Here is an 18,328-nt window from a genome sequence, read left to right as displayed (position 1 = left end):
CCTGCCATATGGTTAATTAACTCACCGGCTTTTACTTTGCCTGTTAAGTCTTTCGTTACACCGGCAATTAGGCTTACTTTGTCGCCACTGGCAACACCCAGTGCAATAACACCTGAGCCAATCTTGTTTTTAAGGTCATCAACCATACCGCGAAGCGCTTTAGATTCAGTACCTTCAACGTTTGCTACAAGTAGCTTAACGCCATTAATTTCAACAATCGAATCAAGTAAAGACGCGCCCGCTGCACTTGCTAGCTTATCGCTAAGCTGTGCAATTTGCTTTTCAAGGCCTTTAGATTTTTCAAGCAACGCAGTTACTTTTTCAAGTACCGATGCGCTATCGCCTTTAACTAAAGCTGCAACATCGCTAAGTTGTTGCTCTTGCTCGCTAACGTACGCTACAGCATCTGCACCTGTTACCGCTTCAATTCGGCGAACACCTGCGGCAATACCGCTTTCAGATACAATTTTGAATAAACCAATATCGCCAGCGCGCTCAACGTGAGTACCACCACAAAGCTCAATAGAGTAGTCGCCAATAGTAACTACACGTACTTCGTCATCGTACTTTTCGCCAAACAATGCCATAGCACCTTTCGCTTTAGCATCATCAATAGCCATAAGCTCAGTATTAAGTGCAAAGTTACGACGAATTTCGTCATTAACTACACGCTCAATTTCACGTAGCTCATCTTTAGTAACCGCTTCAAAGTGCGAAAAGTCAAAACGTAAACGATCTGGCTGAACAAGTGAGCCTTTTTGGCCTACATGGTCACCTAATAGTTGGCGTAGTGCTTCGTGTAAAATATGCGTAGCTGTGTGGTTTTTCTTAATGCTGTCGCGGCGCGTATCATCAATAGTGGCGTCAACTTTATCGTTAACACCAATACGGCCTTGTACAGTACCGTGGTGAGCAAAAGCATTACCAAGCTTAGTGGTATTAGTAACATTAAATTCGCCACCAGCAACTGTAATAGTACCCGTGTCACCCGTTTGACCGCCTGATTCAGCGTAAAACGGTGTGCGGTCTAGTACTACAATACCTTGTTGACCATCTTCTAATAACTGAACAGCTTCGCCACCGGCAAAAATTTCAATAACGGTCGCGCTGTAATGTGTGCTGTCGTAACCTTTAAAGTCAGTGTGTTTATCTGATTTTAATTGGTCATTGTAATCAGCGCCAAACTTACCCGCTTGTTGCGCTGTTTTACGTTGTACAGCCATACATTCTTCAAAGCCTTGATGATCAATTGTCATCTGGCGCTCACGCGCAACATCGGCCGTTAAATCAGCTGGAAAACCATACGTATCATAAAGTTTAAATACTAAGTCGCCCGGTATAATATCGCCTTTAAGGTCGCTTAAGCTTTCTTCTAAAATAGCTAAGCCACGCTCAAGTGTTTTACCAAACTGTTCTTCTTCAATGCGTAATACTTTTTCAATAATTTCTTGTTGCTTAGCAAGCTCAGGGTACGCTTGACCCATTTGCTCAATTAGCGCAGCAACTAATTTATAGAAAAACGAACCTTGTGCACCTAATTTGTTACCGTGGCGCACAGCACGACGAATAATACGGCGCAGTACATAACCACGGCCTTCGTTAGATGGCATAACACCGTCTGAGATCAAAAACGCACACGAACGAATATGATCCGCCACTACGCGTAGTGACTTGTCGTCCATGTCTTGTGCATTAGTAACACTTGCAGCAGCAGCAATTAAGCCTTGGAATAAATCGATTTCGTAGTTTGAATGCACGCCCTGCAAAATAGCAGAAATACGCTCAAGGCCCATTCCCGTATCAACAGATTGCTTAGGTAGAGGCAACATTGTACCGTCGCTTTGACGGTTGTATTGCATAAATACAAGGTTCCAAATTTCGATGAAACGGTCGCCGTCTTCCTCAGGAGAGCCCGGAGGACCGCCCCAAATATGCTCGCCATGGTCATAAAATATTTCAGAACACGGACCACACGGACCAGTATCGCCCATAGACCAAAAGTTGTCTGAGGTCGCAATACGTATAATACGATCCTCTGGTAAGCCAATTTCGTTAGCCCAGTAACCAAACGCTTCTTCGTCATCGTGATAAATAGTTACTAAAAGTTTTTCTTTAGGTAGGCTTACTACCTCAGTTAAAAACTCCCATGCAAACTTAATCGCGTCTTGCTTAAAGTAATCACCAAAGCTGAAGTTACCTAACATTTCAAAAAATGTATGGTGGCGAGCAGTGTAGCCTACGTTTTCTAAATCGTTATGCTTACCGCCAGCACGTACACAGCGCTGCGAGCTTGTCGCACGTGTATAAGGGCGGCTTTCTGCGCCTAAAAATACATCTTTAAATTGCACCATGCCGGCATTGTTAAATAACAACGTGGCATCGTTACCCGGTATAAGCGAGCTAGAAGGTACTATTTGATGTTGCTTGCTGGCAAAAAAGTCTAAAAACTGTTGCCTAATTTGTGCGGTAGTCATGTGCTGCATTTGAAAGTCTCACCTGTATTTACTGTGCTTGCATTGCAAAATTAATTTCATCGTAGCTAAAACCCCGATACATTAAGTAGCGCACGCGCTTAGCTTTATCTTTGTAATCGAGATCGGCCGGTGTATTCGAATATTTTTTATTGTACGCATCCTGCGCAAGCTCAAACCAATCTACTTCAAGCTCTTCAACTACCAATTCAAGTAGCGAACGATCAATCCCTTTGCCCATAGCTTCGCTTTGTATTCGCTTAAGCCCGTGGCATTTAAATATGTGTTTTCTTACAAAGCCTTCACAGTATCGCTGCTCGTTAATAAAATTATGCTTTTCGCACCAATCAAGCAGCGTTTCAATAAACTCTTCTGTGGCTTCTTTTTGCTGTAATTTAAGCGTTAACTCACGACGCGAATATTCTTGGCGCCCTAGTAACCAAAGTACATAGTTTTTTAGTTTTTGCTTTAATTTATCATCCATTAAGCGTCAAAACGCCCGCTTGTTTCACTGCTAAGTGGCTTAACATTAATGTCGTCACTTGGTGGTACAACAGGCATAAAAATGGCTTGATAAGATACAAAAAAGCTAATGTAGCAAATCGGCATTAAAATCAACAGTGGTAAGAACGATAAGAACATCGAAAGCGCCATAAATAATGCGCAAATAAGGCCAAAAACGCCAAGTGGCAAAATGTTATGATAAAACACCATTAACGATTTTTTAAGCGCCGTTAAAATACGTGTTTCTTTACTAAAATAAACAAGCGGTACAGCGTAAGCAAACGCCGTTAAATAAATTAGCATTGCCATAAAAAACAAAATTACATTCGCGCCCGAAATACTCTCAAGCATTTGTTCAAGTGCTACGTTTGGATCTAGTCCTGGTTGGCTCATAACAGCCACTGCATCGGCAAATAAGCCATTAGCAAGTAACGCCATTAAAATGCCCGCACCCATTTGATAAAGTGCTAAACGCAATAACCCTAAACGATTTCCCTTAGCCGTAAATGGCTTGAGAATATCGGCTAGCATAATTTTTCCGCCCTGCTGCTTACTAAGCACCGCTTGGTAAAACCCTGCGGTTAAAAATGGCGTAGCTAGTGCTGCTACTACTTGCAGCAGCGGTAAAAATAAAGACAGCAGCCCTACAATACCAATAAATAAATGCATAAAAATAAAGGTTGCTGGCTGGGTTTTAAAAATAAGCCATCCGGCTTTTAACCACTTTAGCCCTGCATCGGCTTTAAAAATTCGTAATTGTGTAGACATACTTGCTCTTAATTTAAAACGAAACACGCCAAGTATAACTTGGCGTGAGGGGGTATTAATAGACGAAACGTAATTAAATGATTAAGGTTTTTTAATTTTCTTAATATCTAACATATGCGCGCCATGCTTAATTTTTGTTTCTAGGTACGACTTATTACCCGCAACACCCGCTTTAATGTGCGCATGCGTGCCCACAACCGAGTCAACATTAATACCGGCATCTTTTAGTGCGTTAAGCTTTTTAGGATTATTGGTCATTAATTTAACGTGGCTTAAATTAAGCGCATTAAGCATTAACACAGCATCCGAAAAGTCACGTAAATCATCAGCAAAGCCTAAATGATTATTAGCTTCGTAGGTGTTCATACCCTGCGATTGCAATACGTAAGCATCAATTTTGTTGTATAAACCAATGCCACGACCTTCTTGGCGTAAATACAATAAAATACCGCCTTGCTCGTGCATCATTTCAATACATTCATTTAGCTGCTCGCCGCAATCACAACGCGATGAGTAAAATACATCACCTGTTAAACACTCCGAATGCATACGAATAAGCGGTACATCTTGCTCTGTATCGGCGTTGTTAAACACCATAGCAATATGCTCTTTGCCATCTTTTAAATCAGTAAATGAGATTATTTCTGCAGGGATATCACTATTTCTGCCAACATTAAGCTGGACTCTTGCTCTTACTTGCGCCACGACAAATCCAAATATTTAAATAACTACGACACGACAATAAAGTGATAATATCACAAAATAGGATAAATACACCGTAGTACAAGACTGTTTATGGCAAATATATGGCGACGACAGGCGTTATTTTCAATGATTGTTAAGCAATTAATAACCCGAATATTACAACTTCGCTTGTTTACTTTAATTTACCTAAAATAATGACAGGACTTGATAGTTTTGGTAATTTCATGGGCTAATAAATAATAGGGATTATTATGAAGCACCAACAGCTCGCCATATCAATAGGATTAAGCTTGTTAGCCTTTGCTAACTGCACTCTCGCAAACCAAGTAAATAGCATTCAAGTTGTATCTGCAAAGGCCGAAGAAACTGACTCAGCATTCGTTGCAGCCAAAGAACGAGATGAAAAAGAAGCACAACTTGCTTATCAAAAAGGACTCGCTCTATATGGAGAAGATAGTAATGAAACGGCGAATCTTGCTATTAACTACGCTAAAGCTATCAACAGTTATACTGCAAAGAACGCTATGGTTATAGGGAATGGCAATGAAAAGAAACGATTTGATTTGTATTCACAGGCCCACCGTATTTTAGTTAAAAACTATGGCGAAAACTCAATAGAGACTATGGATACGCTACTGGCCAAAGCCACTCATACGAATAAATCAGATACCGCAGTCAAAAACTTTAAGCTACTCATCAAAATCGCTGAATTACAGAATGACCCGGGCCTTGTCGCCAATATGCAATTTGAAGCTGCAGAGACACTATTTTATAGGTTTAGCCATAGCGAATATTCTTTAGCGAAAATATACGCTCAAGATGCAGATAAGTATTACCAAGCCCAGCTACCTGATAATGCAGTAGAGCGTATAAAGTCTGACATTTTAATGGTTTTATTTGAGAGTGGCCGTAAAGATTACGACAAAGCAACTAAAAGGCTAAACCGTATAGTTGGCTTATTTGATAGATATAAAAATTTAGATCAAAGCTTTGAGCTTAATGCGCATATTGGCTTAGTTCAGCTATATGAAAAACAAGATGAAAGCGATAAAGCGACCAAACACGCTTTAGCCTTTGCTAAAAATACGCAGTGGAAAAATGCCTCAGAGCAAAATCCACTTTACAGAGTCGAGCCTATATATCCCCGCTGTGAAACTCAAAGTCATGTAACTGTTGTACTAGAGATTACTGTTGATGCCCATGGCTTTGTGAAAAGTCCGAAGGTTATTAGTTCTGAGGGCTCTAAAGCATTTGAAAAATCAGCGATAGCCGCAATTAAACAATGGCGTTACGCTCCAAAGTATAAAAATGGAAAACCTGTAAATGCAACAACACAAGCTGAACTGTATTTTGAATGGCTTTAAGTATTTTTCTCTTTTAGCCAACAATTATATTAATAAGAAAACTATTGTAATTACGTCAACCTAGTTTAAATTAAAAAGTTAATAGGGATTATTATGAAGCTACAGCAACTCGCCTTATTTGTTGGCTTAAGTTTATCAGCACTAAGCGCAACCACTTTAAGCACCCAAGCACTAGCCAGCCAAGCAAGCGATCCTCAAACGGTATTTAGCCAAGCATACCAAAGCTATTTAGCAGCAGTTAAAGCAGACAAAAACGTACAACAAACTGCCAAACTTGCTTACACATCAGGTAAAGCCGTTTACGGTAAAAGCGACGACAATACTGCCAACTTAGCTATTAATTACGCTAAAGCAATAAAAGGCTACGGCGATGAGCTAAACGAACAGCGTTTTGCACTCTATAACGAAGCCCATACTATTTTAGCTGCAAACCACGGTAAACTATCAATAGAAACAATTGATGCACTACTCGGCCAAGCTAACTACACAACATCAGCTTACAAAGCAGCTAACTTTTTAGAACAAGTAATAGATATAGCTAAAACACAAAATAAGCCTAAGTTTGTAGCCGACATGAAACTAGAAGCGGCATCACTGCTTGCTAAAAAGTTTAGCTCTAAAAAATATCGCGAAGCGAAAAACTACCTAGAAGAAGCCGACGAATACTACCGTGAAAATCTGCCTAGTAGCTCGGTAGAGCAAATTAAAGCTAATTTTTTAATAGCCGCATTTGCCGAAGGTAGTAAAAAATATAATCAGGCAATTGAGCGCTTAAACAACATAGTTACCGCGTTTGACGATAACTTAAAATACGATCACAGTGCTGAGCTAACCGCTCACTCTAAACTTGTAGGTCTGTACGAAAAACAAGGCAAAAGCGAAGAAGCAACTAAACATTGCCTCGCTATCGCTCAAATGGTGCCATGGAAAGAATCGCAAGAGCAAACACCACTCTATCGTGTTAATCCTAAATACCCAGTGCACAAAGCCAGATTTAGTACCGATGGTAGCGTTATTATGGAGTTTGAGGTAGACGCAGCTGGCTTTGTAAAAAACCCAAAAGTACTTAGCTCTGAAGGCGGCAGCGCATTTGAAAAGTCAGCCAAAGCAGCGCTTGAGCAATGGCGTTACGCGCCAAAGTTTGAAAATGGCAAACCCGTTAGCGCTATTTCTCAGGTACAACTCGACTTTAAAATTAACCGCCACTAAAAGCGGCTCATTAAAAAAGGCGCTTTATGCGCCTTTTTTAATACCAACTAATACAAATTCTACGTAGTTAAAATTCGTAACTTACGCTAATACCGCCATCGGCTCTTTTTTCGTTGCTGTCGCTTGCTTTACCATAGCCCACATCTAGCTCTAATCTAAAACCAGCGCTGTTCAATCCATTAAAGTTATAGCTGTACGTAAGCCCTATGCCGTTTGTTGTTTCTTCATCAAAAATTCCGCCAATTACACAACCTAGCGTATTAGCAAAGTCAGTTGCTACATCATTAGTTGAACCTTCACACTCTTGGTCTGTATCTCTTGCACCAATAGCGCCCACAAGCGCGCCAAAAGCATGCTTTTTATTATCGCTTACTGCTTGTTCAAAACCTGCAGAAAATCCATCATCAAGGCCTAGTTTATAGTTTGCATACCAGCGTTGTGTGTCGTCGTTAGCCGACAAAGACACTTCAGGAATAACTAAGTAAGGATAGCCACCCCCAATCGAAAAACTAACATCGTTAGCAAAAGTAGAACAAGAAGCGATAGATAAAGTGAGTAGTAATATTTTTATTTTCATAAAGTTCCCTTTGAGTAAGTATAAAATGTACTTACTTTAGGGACGCTGTGCAATACGACAAAAAGCTCGTTAAATTTAGCTTTAGTAATAAAATAGGGATTAAATTTTAGCGAGTATTTTATCGCTAGCCGCCTCTATTAAATCGAGTACATTTTCAAAGCCATCATCGCCGCCGTAATAGGGATCGGGAATAGCGCTTTGGGCTTGCTCGCCATATTCTAAAAATAGCGCCAGCTTATAGCGTAAATGCTCAGGGCATTGCGCTGTTAAATCAGCTAAATTTTGTGTATCGGCCGCTAAAATCAAATCAAATTCAGTAAAGTCGCTTGTGCGTACTTTACGCGAATAAATACCTTTAAAACTATAACCGCGCTTCTCCCCTGCTGCCATTGAACGACTATCAGGCGTTTTACCTTCGTGGTAACCAATAGTCCCTGCCGAATCGACTTTAACGTTAACGCCTAGCTTTTTAGCACGGGCTTTTAATACCGCCTCTGCGGTTGGCGAGCGGCAAATATTACCTAAACACACTATGAGTACTTTTTTCATTAAGGCTCCTCTAACTAATTTAAAAACCTAAGCTTTAAAACTGTTTTAAAATACTTGCGTCGTAATCTTCAACGTTAAGCGTTACGTTATGTTGCGCTGCAACAGATTCAAGCTCAGCTTGTTTAATGGCTAAATCGTCCATGGTAATTAGATTATCGTCTAGCTGCCACAATAACCGAGAGCCCGCGTAGCTATAATGAATCGCCAATAACGCATCGGCATTCCCTTCACGGCCAGCAGCTTTTAACTTAGCCATTTTACGGGTTATTTTATTAAGTGCTTTTTTAAGTTCCCACACATAAACAACTTCAGTCATAAACGTATGTGTACGGTATTTATGAAGTAACCACGCAAGCCCAACGCTAGTAATAGCAACACCTATTAAGTTCCAATGAAAGTGGCTACCACTTTCATCAGGAAATAAAGCAATCAGCGTTTGCGATATAGCCAAGCTGCCTACAGCCAAACCAATACCACATCCTGCAATAACACGGTTTAAATGTTTACGGTAACGCGCTTTATTTATTTCAATGAGTTGCATAACAGCCTAAAAAGTTAAGTTTTAATATTTGCGAATGGCTATTGTAACTAAACCCCACATTTTTTATAAAATTATTTCACCCCTTTTTGATTTGCCACCCGTTATAGCTTTGAAAACACCCTAATTGTAGTGATCAATAAAATTTGGAGCGGCTTATGCACACACTTGAAGTACCTAACAACCCAGTATTTATTAAAACATCGACTGCCGTTATTGGCGGNCGGCGCCGCGATGACCTTTGCAGCTTTTGCGTTTATGCAATATTTAATAAGTGGCGAGCAACGCGCACCGGTTAAACCAGGGGACGATATTATAGTAGAAATTTTTCACCTCCCTGAGGATTCAAAAGTCAGGCATATACAAAAAATACAGCCGCCACCACCTATGCCTAAAGTGCCGCAAAAAGCTCCACCGCTTGATACATCAGCCGATCCTGTGTTGGCAATTAACGACTTTACGCCGATTACAATTGACGATTTTGGTGGCGACATTAACAACACCATTAATCGCCCAACAGGGGATGCAACACCCATAGTGCGCATAAACCCTAAATACCCAACCACAGCAGCGCGCGATGGTATTGAAGGTTGGGTGCAACTAAGTTTTAGTATTTCGCCAACGGGGGAAGTAATCGACCCAGTAGTTATTAACGCCGAGCCAAAGCGCACCTTTGACCGCGAAGCAATAAGAGCCATTAAACGCTGGAAATATCGCCCAAAAGTAATTGAAGGTGTGGCACAATTACAAACAGGTCAAACTGTACAGCTCGATTTTAAATTAGATAACTCTATTTAACGGACTAAACGCCTATGCTACTAAGTATTAAGTCATGGTTATTTGAAACGCCAAGCAAGGACTGCATGGCAAGTTATGCAAAAAGTGGCGACAATCGTTACTTAGAGCAGCTTATTGCCCTCTACAGTAACGACTTATACCACTACTCAGGGTCTGTTGGCCTTTGCGGATTAAAATTTGTTCAAACTAGGGGCGATTTAATCGCGGCGCGAGGTTTGTAACCTAGTGGGCTAAGTCAAAACCGAGCAACAAAGAGTAAATTGCCCCTAGGCAGAACCCGAAGGGCAGCGCCTGTTTGGCATTAATGCTGCGTTATCGCCTATTTATGGGGAATAACCACACCACATAGGCTCTGCCTTGCCTAAATACCAAACAGACTGCTGCAAATTTAATCTTGAAAGGTCAACAGACCCTATTACGCAATCTAATACGCATTTAGCATACGACGTAAGTCAACAAACATGGCTAAAAGTAATCGAAAAGCGCCACCTTTACCAAGCGCAAACCACACCCAAAGCGTGGTTATTTAAACTTGCCCGCAACACACTCATTGACGAATACCGCAGGCAACAGCACTTTGTAGAGCTTGACGAAAACACGCATTTAGCAGCACAAAATGATAAAAGCGAAAGCGATTTAAATAGTGGTGACTTAACTAGTGGAGACTCGCATATAGGCAGCTCAAATATAAGTTACGAAGCATTCGACGCCGCACTTAAACAACTGAGTTTTGTACAGCGCGAAGCCATTACATTACAACAAGAAGGCTTTTCGCTCACCGACATAGAACTTATAACGCAAAGCAGCCTCGAGACCATTAAAACAAGGCTGCGCTATGCCAAGCAAAACCTTAAACGTTTATTAGGAGCAAACAATGAACAAGCCTGATGAGCCGTTTGATCAAAAGCTCAAACAACACTTTAAAGAGCGAAAAGCGCGCACAACACTTACAAGCACTCAGCAAAAAGCGTTACTTAAAAAGGCCACGCACACAAAGCCTAAAAAGTTCGGCTTTACGCTACAGCTAACCAGCCTAGCCTGCGCACTCGGTGTGTTCGCCTTTATTGTGTTTGATAATAACAACGTAATAAATACAGAGCCTAAAACCGTACATAACACCGCACTTAACACTATAGATATTCACGACTATTCATTTATTAAAACACACGAAATAAACCAAGCTGGTAGCTACGCAAGCTCTATTACAGAGCAAAAACACGCGCTTGATAGTCAATTAGCTAACGATTTACGCCGCCACCAACAGCGCCACATAGAATACGGCACTCTAGTGAAGGTAGATAGCGACTGGTACATAGCCAGCTGTAATGATGAAATGCTCGTGCAAATAAAGCAGTCATTGTTGAGTGATTTAAAAGGTAAACATGCGGTTGAAAGTAATATAAATACGGGTGATATGCTCGCTATGGCGCATAACGGCAAAGGGCAGATTATTGCACTTAAACATGCGGGAGTTGGGGTTAAGCAGTGTGGGGCTTAGGTGGTTTGGCTCAGTTAAGATTGGTGGTAATTTAGATAAATATTACCACCGAGAACACAGAGGCGCTTCGCGCTGCACAGAGATAGTTAACTATCGCCCATGTAATCTAATGGTGAGGAAAGCTCGATAAAATCACGGTAGTGCTCTTTGGTAATTTCTTTATAGCCATCTTTTATGTAAATATAACTTAACCATAACAGTGTAATATTGCCAACCCTAGGCTTTCTCACATCAGCATTTGCTAAGTTTTGTTCAGCGCTATGAAGTGCCGTTACATTCTCACTACTTGAACTAACCATTGCAGCCAAAGAATTTGTTGTATTATTAAATACTCTGCAAAAGATACTATCAATAAATTCAGCTAGTTGTATAGAGTAATTTCCAGTAGCAAAATTATTATTTCTACTTGCCATTTGACCTAAGTAGAATGAATTTGTGTAAGATAATGGTTCAATAAAGTATTTTATCTCAGCTAGTTGTTGTACTTCTTGAATACTCTGTTTTAAAAAATTATTTAAGCTTATATTTCGTACTTCGCCCTTATGGTTTTTTCCATCTCGTTTAAACCTTCCTGTTATTACCTCTTCATAAAGTGAGTGGTCTTTTTCATAAATACAAAATAAGATAGCGAGAACGAGTACATCTACTTTTTTACCTCTTGGTAAATTTACAATAATGGCAGTAATTCGCTCAGTAATCTGAATGGCTGTTCTTGCTGATACCTGAAACGCATCTAAAACAACTGAGATATTAGCTAAAGCGGTTTCTGGTGTCTGTGTTCGAGGGAGTAGCTCAATATTTTTACTTTCTAAATACGCAGATTCAAATTTAGTTGTATCGCTATGTACTGATAAAAAGTCTTTTAAAACAGGACGCTTTAGACTATAGCGACTATTAAAAAAGCGACCTAAATAAACTTTGGCATCAAACCCTTGTCCATAAATTGACTTAATTGTATGTTGAAGTTGCTCAGTATCTGTTGCTACAACAAACACGATACCTTTAACATCAAAAATATGTTTAATCGTCTCTAACATTTCTACTGCATAACTTGGGCGACAACGATCTAACTCATCAATAAAAATAAATATGGGTAACGACTTACCTTCCTGCTTTTCAAACTTACTGACCCAATCAGCTAACTTAGCTTTTATTACTTCAACGCTTTTATTTTTAGCTTCATGATCTTTAATCAAGTTTTGTGCAAGCGCCTTTACTGCGGGTGAAAAGTCGCTGCTCGTCGGCTTATTAGAGTTTTGATTTTGGTCACTATCAATTTCTTCATCAGAAAATAGTAATGTGTGTAACTCATCTAAATCGATGCCTGATATTTTTTTAGTTAGACCTTGTGCAATAGCAGGTGCAACAGCCTTAAACATCGAAACGGCACTTTTAGGTATTGTTATATTAAACTTCGCCTGAAGTTGAAGCTGCTTTATAATACCTGCAATCACAGTTAAAAATGGGTCGTCTGAATAGTCTTGCTGCCATGCATCAATATAAACAACTGGGTAATGTACAATTAATTCCTGTGACCAACGCTTAAGAAAGTAGGTTTTACCTGCCCCCCATTCTGCATTTAAGTTTAATACATAGTTTTTCTTTTGTTCATCACCAGGCCTGCTTTCGTCAAATCCCTCTTGAGCCAATAGCCTTGATAAGAATGTGGCGTAGCGAGCACGATCTAATTTATCTGCAGGAAAATATTCTTCTAATGGAGGCTTAGTTGCTTTACTCCAATTGAATTCTTTAATCTCTTTCATTTAATTCCTTTTAAGTAGTCTTTTTTTCATAGTGCAATATAAAACGATCGCCGCTGAATTCTCCGAGCTAACGGCCGATGCGACAGCTATCTGTTCACCTACAATAAACACTACATATAACTAGCTTTCGGTGTGCTCATTGCATTAGCGATCCGTTGGGTTTCGTGCCACTCAACCCAACCTACGTACGCTATAAACGTGAGCCTAGCGCTAAACAAATTATTGTTAATGATTACTGCTTTAAAAGTCGCTTTTCTGGATTGTTTAAGTACTTTAAGCCAATGGTAACTATGCGTGTATGCACCATTGTTATAACGCGTATTTGCACATTACCAATAACAACAATATCGCCTTTACTGACTTCTCCTGAAAGCTTTTGGTTAATCACTTCTTCCAAGCTTATCTCTTCTGGGGCGTCTATTTGCATGTGATAAGAGTAAAATATATCACCTACCAACGTTACCCCTTTCACTTTAAGTTCGTTGTGCGCTAAGTGGCTATCTTGGTGGTTTGTTTTATCGGTTGCTGTAAAAACTAAATCAACAAAAGGTCTGTTATCTGGCTTTAAAACAACAAATAAGTGGTCGTTTGCTTTTAACTTAGTTGAGCCTCGTGGCGGGATGATTGACGGACCCCGTGTAATCATAGCAACAACCACACTCTCAGGAAGTGCAGCATGTGACAAACTGCGCCCAGAAACCCGAGAAACATCACTTAAGGTGTATTCTACAATTTCTATATCAATATCGTTTAGGGCTGTGATTTCGAGTGTTGCAGCGGCTAGGTCGGGCGGCGGCTCTACTAAATTTAGTTTTTTAGCCATCCAAGGCATTGTTGAACCCTGTAACGTGGCTGAAATTAATACCACGAAAAAAACAACATTAAAAATAAGCTCAGCCCCTGAAAGGCCAAATAGTAATGGGAATATAGCTAAAATAATGGGTACTGAGCCCCTAAGACCAACCCAAGATACAAACAGGGTTTCGCGATTATTAAAGCCAAACAGTTTTAAAATAGGCGCTACAGCTAATGGGCGTGCAACAAATATGAGCGCCAGTGCAATAAGCAATCCTTCTAGCCATACATCAACCAACGATGACGGGTTAATAAGGAGTCCTAATACAACAAACATGGTTATTTGCCCAAGCCATGCTAAGCCGTCATGAAAAAGAAAAATACCGCGTTTATATACAAATTTGCTGTTACCTAAAATAACACCCGTTATAAATACAGCTAAGAATCCACTGCCGCCGAGCGTTGCAGAAAGGCCAAAAGAAAGCAGTCCAAATGCGGTTACCATCACTAAATACAAACCCGATGCATTTAGTTTAATTCGATTAATAAACCAAACCGATACCTTACCAATTAAAAGACCACAAATAGCGCCAACACCCATTTGTTGAGCAAATAACTGTAGTAAATCCAGCCCTATTGGCATGTCGTTAACGAGCATTTCTAACAAACCAACCGTTAGAAAAATAGCCATTGGATCGTTCGAGGCACTTTCTATTTCAAGGGTAGATTTAAGCTTTTTGTTTAAGTGAATACCCGCACTTCGTAAAAGCGCAAACACTGCTGCGGCATCTGTAGAGCCAACAATAGCGCCCAGTAAAACACCTTGTAATATGGGCAGGTCTAAAATATAAGTGGCCACAAGGCCTGTAATTACAGCGGTAAATAACACCCCGACGGTTGCTAAAGCAGACGCGGGTTTCCACACTTGTTTAATTGAACTGGTAGGCGTTTGTAAGCCGCCATCAAATAGAATAATGGCAAGCGCAAGAGTACCCAAAGCATGTGCGGCCTCTGCGTTGTCGAATGAAATACCTGCAATACCGTCTTCACCTGCGAGCATGCCTACAAGTAAAAATAGCACCAGCACAGGTAAGCCAACACGTGCAGATAACTTGCTCGAGATCACTCCTAGTAAAATTAATATGGCACTAACGAGAATGATATTATCAATTGCAAACATAGTGTGGATTTACAGCCTTATATGAGTTATACCAATCCGCAATAATACTTAATCATTTTGCGGGGCTAAACGTGTCGCTACCTGTGTTAAAAAAATTCTCATTTAGAACAACTAAATAGCGAATTTTTTGCCTAGCTATCAACACGTTTTTCCAGCCTCAAAATAGATCACTTAATTAAGCGAATTGGTATTAAAAAGTAAGAATTTATAGCTATTAAAAAGCTTAAAGCTCATGCTATACAATAACCTAAAAAATATAAATACGGGTAATTAAGTCTATATTTAAGTGGTTTAGATAATAGAGAGAGTGTTATTGAACTTAATATTACTTAGCTTAGCTCCATTCAACTTAACTTTATTTGTTTTTAAAAACAAAAAACCTGCAATTAAGCAGGCTTTTCAATAATCGTAAGTTACAGGTATAACGTACTTACACTTTCTTTTAAAACGCTGCTTACAGTCTAATCTTATGAAAGTCCATGCTCGATATCCCTAAAGGTCCATTGACCATTAGGATCTGCTATATCAATTAACTCACACGCTTTTTTATTCCAAGCGGCTAGCCATGTAATATAATTTGTTAGTTGGTGATAAGCTCGGTCTGGCGCATCAGAGCGAATTCTAGACATTGAAAAACCTGAATACGTAGCACCACTTCCTACCCAACTAACAATTGATGAAACAGCTCCACCGCCTGGAACTACAAAACCAACAGTCGTTGTTACTAGCCCTAATATAGTCGCTGTTTTTTCAACAGCATTACCTGTCTTCATTATGTCGCCGCTTATAACAGGATGTAGCAAAGCCAACAAGTTAACTGCTTGTGGCTGATTAGAAGCAACTGCAATATCATTTGACGTTTTTGAAGTATTTGTAGGTGCACCTCTTCCTCGCATTGCAGGAAGTAAGCTATTAAAGGATTTTTGGCTACTATTACTTGTTGAAAAAGTAACTGATTGTGTACTTAAGCCACCTGCTTTAACTCTTTTTTCATCGCGTGGCGTTACAGTTGATTTATAAGTTCGTTGTAATCGACGATAAACAGCTGCACTACATTGCGTCATTTGTATTGCTAAAGCAGCTTGATCTTTAAAGGCTTTACCAATTGCACGTTCAGAAAGTTGCGTTAGCTGTGTTTTTTTCTTTAGCGCATGTTGACCGATAATAATATCCATAAAAATGTCCTTATTTATTATTTAATTGTCGAAATCATATCATTTAAAGTGAGGTAGAGAAATCCTAAGAAGTAAATTTCTGTAATCATTTTAGGTATAAGAAAAATTACTTTTTGAGTATTTAACTTGAGTTTCTTTAACTGAGGAATACCTTACATTTAAACGATGACTATCTGTAAAAATAAGCCCTTCACTAAGCTAACTTAGTGAATTATTTGCGGCTTAACATTACTAATATCACTGTTAATCGTAATCTCTACATTATCAGGTTTTATAGCAACATCGCTTAAACCCGTATTAGTGAAATACTCTTCGAAGCCCTGCTGATATTCAGGAAGAACCTGCTTATATGCAGTAATAAATAAACTCAGCTTTTTAGCTATAGTTGGATACTTAGCTGCAAGGTCTCGTAGCTTTTCAGGCTCAGAAAAAGCAAATTCGGCGTAAGTATTAAAGTCGTTCTCAATATTAGTTTTACCGTAGGTAGATAAAAATCCATTTTCATAATCAGGCCCTATACTTCTATCTTGCGTTAAAGCCTCATAATTCGAGGAAGCAGGACTCCAACTTTCAGGCAACAGACCTTGCCATGCAAGATTAACAAAAGGGGAGCGTAAATAAATCAAAGAACTAAGCTCGTGATGAACTCCCCGTAACGAATTTTCATAATTGAAGTTAGTACCGTTCTTATCTGAGATATTTGATAATATTATAGAATTTCTTGAATATGTTCCCCCCGCTTCAGCCCCCTCCATGAGCATAGGTCCTGAAATATAAATAGCATTAATAAATTTGGAAACAAAGCCTTCAGGATAAACCTCCAGCGCGGTTTCAATGCCATCAAGTGACTCTGAAGAATCCTCCAAAGAAGTGCTTTCCATTTCAAGTGTAGGCGGCTTGCCTCCAATTCCTAAAAATTGTTCAGGAAAAAATAAACGAGTATCGCCAGCTCGGATATCTAATTGGTATGTTTTACCTAAGCGCTTAGCTTGTTCTGATGCACTTTCTAAGTAAGTACATCCACTGAGAAAAAATAAAAAAACAATTGAAAATATTCTCACTAAATAAACCTCTTTTAATGGGCGTGTCTAAGTGTTGCAACTGGGACTATAGAAGTGCTAAATCTAACAACTGCGGGTAATACAGCGGGAATAACTACTGCTCTAGCAGAACCCCATAATACAACTCCCCTCGCGGTCATCCCTGCAGCTGCAGCAAAACTAGCGGGATCATCAGCGACTCCTGCACCTAATGTGACGTAATCTTCTACTAAAGTACCAATAACAATTAATGTAGCTCCAGCAAATAGTCCTATAGCTAAAGGCTTATCCCATACACTACTGCCAGGGTTATGTTCTCTAGCACTTTTACCATCTGAGCCCGTAAATGTTACTTCTAAAACAAACGACACTTTTTCAGCTATATAGTTAAATTGATTAATTTTTCCTTTTAATTGAGGGAGCTGCACTTCATATTTTAATTTTGGTATTGGTGAATTTGATGTGACTTCAATTCCCAGTGATGTAGTTGGGCTGTTTGGAGTCGTACTCTTAGAGACAATATTAGTTCCGAGCGTTAACTTTTTAGTTTTTTCGTCGAAAGCTAATTTTGTTTCACTAATTAATGCTCCAAAAGCTTTATTAGCTTGAGATGTTACCGTCGCCTCTAATTTTTTATCGTTAACTACGTAATTAACAGGATATTTATCTACACTAGATAAAATAATATTACCTGTCATTTTAATTTCCACTATAGCATTAGGAAGTACAATTGGAGGTTGCCTTATATCATCTAACTTATAGCTTAATGAAATTGGCGAAGTGATTTTAGGGAGTTGTTTTTGTGAAGACTCATTAACTGTATTAAATGCTCTGGCATTTTGCTTAATTTTAATTTGAGAAATATCTAAAGAAGGTATGAGTATTTTTTGCCCTGGATAAATTAGGTCGGGGTTAGTTATAGGTTTATTAGTAATAGCCACAACTTCTTTTCGGTTATTAAACTTCCATAACCTAGGCCATTCCATTGGGGATCCTAGGTGCTTAGAAGATATATCCCATAATGTATCACCTTTTTTTACAATGTATTCCTTTACCATTTTTATTCCTAATATATTTAAATTCCATTATGGGCATAAATATACGAGGACAAATCCACCATGTCAATTTAGCTTCACTCTATTGGATGATATTCATCTATAATTTTAATAAACTGAAATACCTTTTGTAATTTCAGTTTAATTAAGCATTGTATAATATTAAAAAGCCTGCAATTAAGCAGGCTTTTGAGTGTTTGGAATTGTCGTATTCTAAAATGCGTTTATAACACTATTATGCTTGTTACTAAGTACGCTAAAAACGTAAGGCCACCACCAAATAAGGCATACGGTAGCTGCGTTTTAACGTGGGTGAGTAAGTCACACCCCGATGCAATA

General features: G+C 39.3%; 16 protein-coding genes and 2 pseudogenes. 6 read left to right on the top strand and 12 right to left on the bottom strand.

Translation table 11 applies throughout. The features are described 5' to 3' along the window. The 4 genes from alaS to ribA form a co-directional block, all read right to left on the bottom strand. Positions 1 to 2,483, bottom strand: a 2,483-nt coding sequence (gene alaS, locus L654_RS0106815) for an alanine--tRNA ligase (protein ID WP_024607637.1), incomplete at its 3' end; no start/stop codon positions are given. A gap of 19 nt (positions 2,484 to 2,502) precedes the next feature. Further along, positions 2,503 to 2,955 carry a regulatory protein RecX gene (locus L654_RS0106810; protein WP_007583805.1) on the bottom strand — a complete coding sequence of 151 codons (453 nt, stop codon included), beginning with the start codon at positions 2,953 to 2,955 and terminating at the stop codon, positions 2,503 to 2,505. Further along, positions 2,955 to 3,743: a BPSS1780 family membrane protein gene (locus tag L654_RS0106805; RefSeq protein ID WP_007378958.1), complete on the bottom strand. Its 789-nt coding sequence runs from the start codon at positions 3,741 to 3,743 to the stop codon at positions 2,955 to 2,957. The genes L654_RS0106810 and L654_RS0106805 overlap by 1 nt, the downstream gene beginning before the upstream one ends. A gap of 81 nt (positions 3,744 to 3,824) precedes the next feature. Further along, positions 3,825 to 4,448 carry a GTP cyclohydrolase II gene (ribA, locus tag L654_RS0106800; protein ID WP_007583803.1) on the bottom strand — a complete coding sequence of 208 codons (624 nt, stop codon included), beginning with the start codon at positions 4,446 to 4,448 and terminating at the stop codon, positions 3,825 to 3,827. Between the two features lie 251 nt (positions 4,449 to 4,699). Between ribA and L654_RS0106795 the strand changes: the two genes are divergently transcribed. Together L654_RS0106795 and L654_RS0106790 are read left to right on the top strand one after the other, a co-directional pair. Continuing rightward, on the top strand, positions 4,700 to 5,812 hold the full coding sequence (locus L654_RS0106795) for an energy transducer TonB (protein WP_024607636.1): 1,113 nt from the start codon (positions 4,700 to 4,702) through the stop codon (positions 5,810 to 5,812). Positions 5,813 to 5,905: 93 nt separating this feature from the next. After that, a complete protein-coding gene (locus L654_RS0106790) occupies positions 5,906 to 7,021 on the top strand; it encodes an energy transducer TonB (RefSeq protein WP_024607635.1) in 1,116 nt (371 codons plus the stop codon). Between the two features lie 67 nt (positions 7,022 to 7,088). Here L654_RS0106790 and L654_RS0106785 read toward each other — a convergent pair whose 3' ends face one another. The 3 genes from L654_RS0106785 to L654_RS0106775 form a co-directional block, all read right to left on the bottom strand. Further along, a complete protein-coding gene (locus tag L654_RS0106785; protein ID WP_024607634.1) occupies positions 7,089 to 7,598 on the bottom strand; it encodes a hypothetical protein in 510 nt (169 codons plus the stop codon). Positions 7,599 to 7,697: 99 nt separating this feature from the next. Beyond that, a complete protein-coding gene (locus tag L654_RS0106780; protein ID WP_010555493.1) occupies positions 7,698 to 8,147 on the bottom strand; it encodes a low molecular weight protein-tyrosine-phosphatase in 450 nt (149 codons plus the stop codon). Between the two features lie 34 nt (positions 8,148 to 8,181). Continuing rightward, positions 8,182 to 8,688, bottom strand: coding sequence for a DUF3087 domain-containing protein (locus tag L654_RS0106775; protein ID WP_007583795.1), 507 nt, complete (start codon positions 8,686 to 8,688; stop codon positions 8,182 to 8,184). Positions 8,689 to 8,843: 155 nt separating this feature from the next. Here L654_RS0106775 and L654_RS01000000125660 point away from each other — a divergent pair. The 4 genes and pseudogenes from L654_RS01000000125660 (at position 8,844) to L654_RS0106755 (ending at position 10,981) form a co-directional block, all read left to right on the top strand. Further along, positions 8,844 to 9,483: pseudogene (locus tag L654_RS01000000125660) on the top strand (energy transducer TonB). Positions 9,484 to 9,497: 14 nt separating this feature from the next. Continuing rightward, a pseudogene (locus tag L654_RS1000000127770) lies at positions 9,498 to 9,629 on the top strand (RNA polymerase sigma factor); the annotation flags it as partial. A 211-nt stretch (positions 9,630 to 9,840) separates the two neighbouring features. After that, complete coding sequence (locus L654_RS0106760; protein ID WP_050582295.1) at positions 9,841 to 10,371, top strand: sigma-70 family RNA polymerase sigma factor; 531 nt, start codon at positions 9,841 to 9,843, stop codon at positions 10,369 to 10,371. After that, positions 10,358 to 10,981 (top strand): hypothetical protein, encoded by a 624-nt coding sequence (locus L654_RS0106755; protein WP_024607633.1) that lies wholly within the window; start codon positions 10,358 to 10,360, stop codon positions 10,979 to 10,981. Before L654_RS0106760 ends, L654_RS0106755 begins: the two co-directional genes overlap by 14 nt. 86 nt (positions 10,982 to 11,067) lie before the next feature. On the opposite strand, the gene L654_RS0106750 is transcribed toward L654_RS0106755, so the two are convergent. From L654_RS0106750 to L654_RS0106730, 5 genes are all read right to left on the bottom strand, one after another. Then, positions 11,068 to 12,744, bottom strand: coding sequence for a P-loop NTPase fold protein (locus L654_RS0106750; RefSeq protein WP_024607632.1), 1,677 nt, complete (start codon positions 12,742 to 12,744; stop codon positions 11,068 to 11,070). Positions 12,745 to 12,976: 232 nt separating this feature from the next. Next, complete coding sequence (locus L654_RS0106745) at positions 12,977 to 14,719, bottom strand: potassium/proton antiporter (protein ID WP_024607631.1); 1,743 nt, start codon at positions 14,717 to 14,719, stop codon at positions 12,977 to 12,979. A 467-nt stretch (positions 14,720 to 15,186) separates the two neighbouring features. After that, complete coding sequence (locus L654_RS0106740; RefSeq protein ID WP_024607630.1) at positions 15,187 to 15,894, bottom strand: hypothetical protein; 708 nt, start codon at positions 15,892 to 15,894, stop codon at positions 15,187 to 15,189. A gap of 203 nt (positions 15,895 to 16,097) precedes the next feature. Next, complete coding sequence (locus tag L654_RS0106735; RefSeq protein ID WP_024607629.1) at positions 16,098 to 16,955, bottom strand: hypothetical protein; 858 nt, start codon at positions 16,953 to 16,955, stop codon at positions 16,098 to 16,100. Positions 16,956 to 16,969: 14 nt separating this feature from the next. Next, complete coding sequence (locus L654_RS0106730) at positions 16,970 to 17,992, bottom strand: LysM peptidoglycan-binding domain-containing protein (RefSeq protein ID WP_024607628.1); 1,023 nt, start codon at positions 17,990 to 17,992, stop codon at positions 16,970 to 16,972. Positions 17,993 to 18,328 lie beyond the last annotated feature (336 nt).

The organism is Pseudoalteromonas sp. TAB23 (assembly GCF_000498075.1).
In the GTDB taxonomy this organism is placed as follows: Bacteria; Pseudomonadota; Gammaproteobacteria; order Enterobacterales; family Alteromonadaceae; genus Pseudoalteromonas; species Pseudoalteromonas arctica.
Note: the sequence above shows the minus strand (reverse complement) of the source record. Positions and strands in the feature narration are given on the sequence as shown.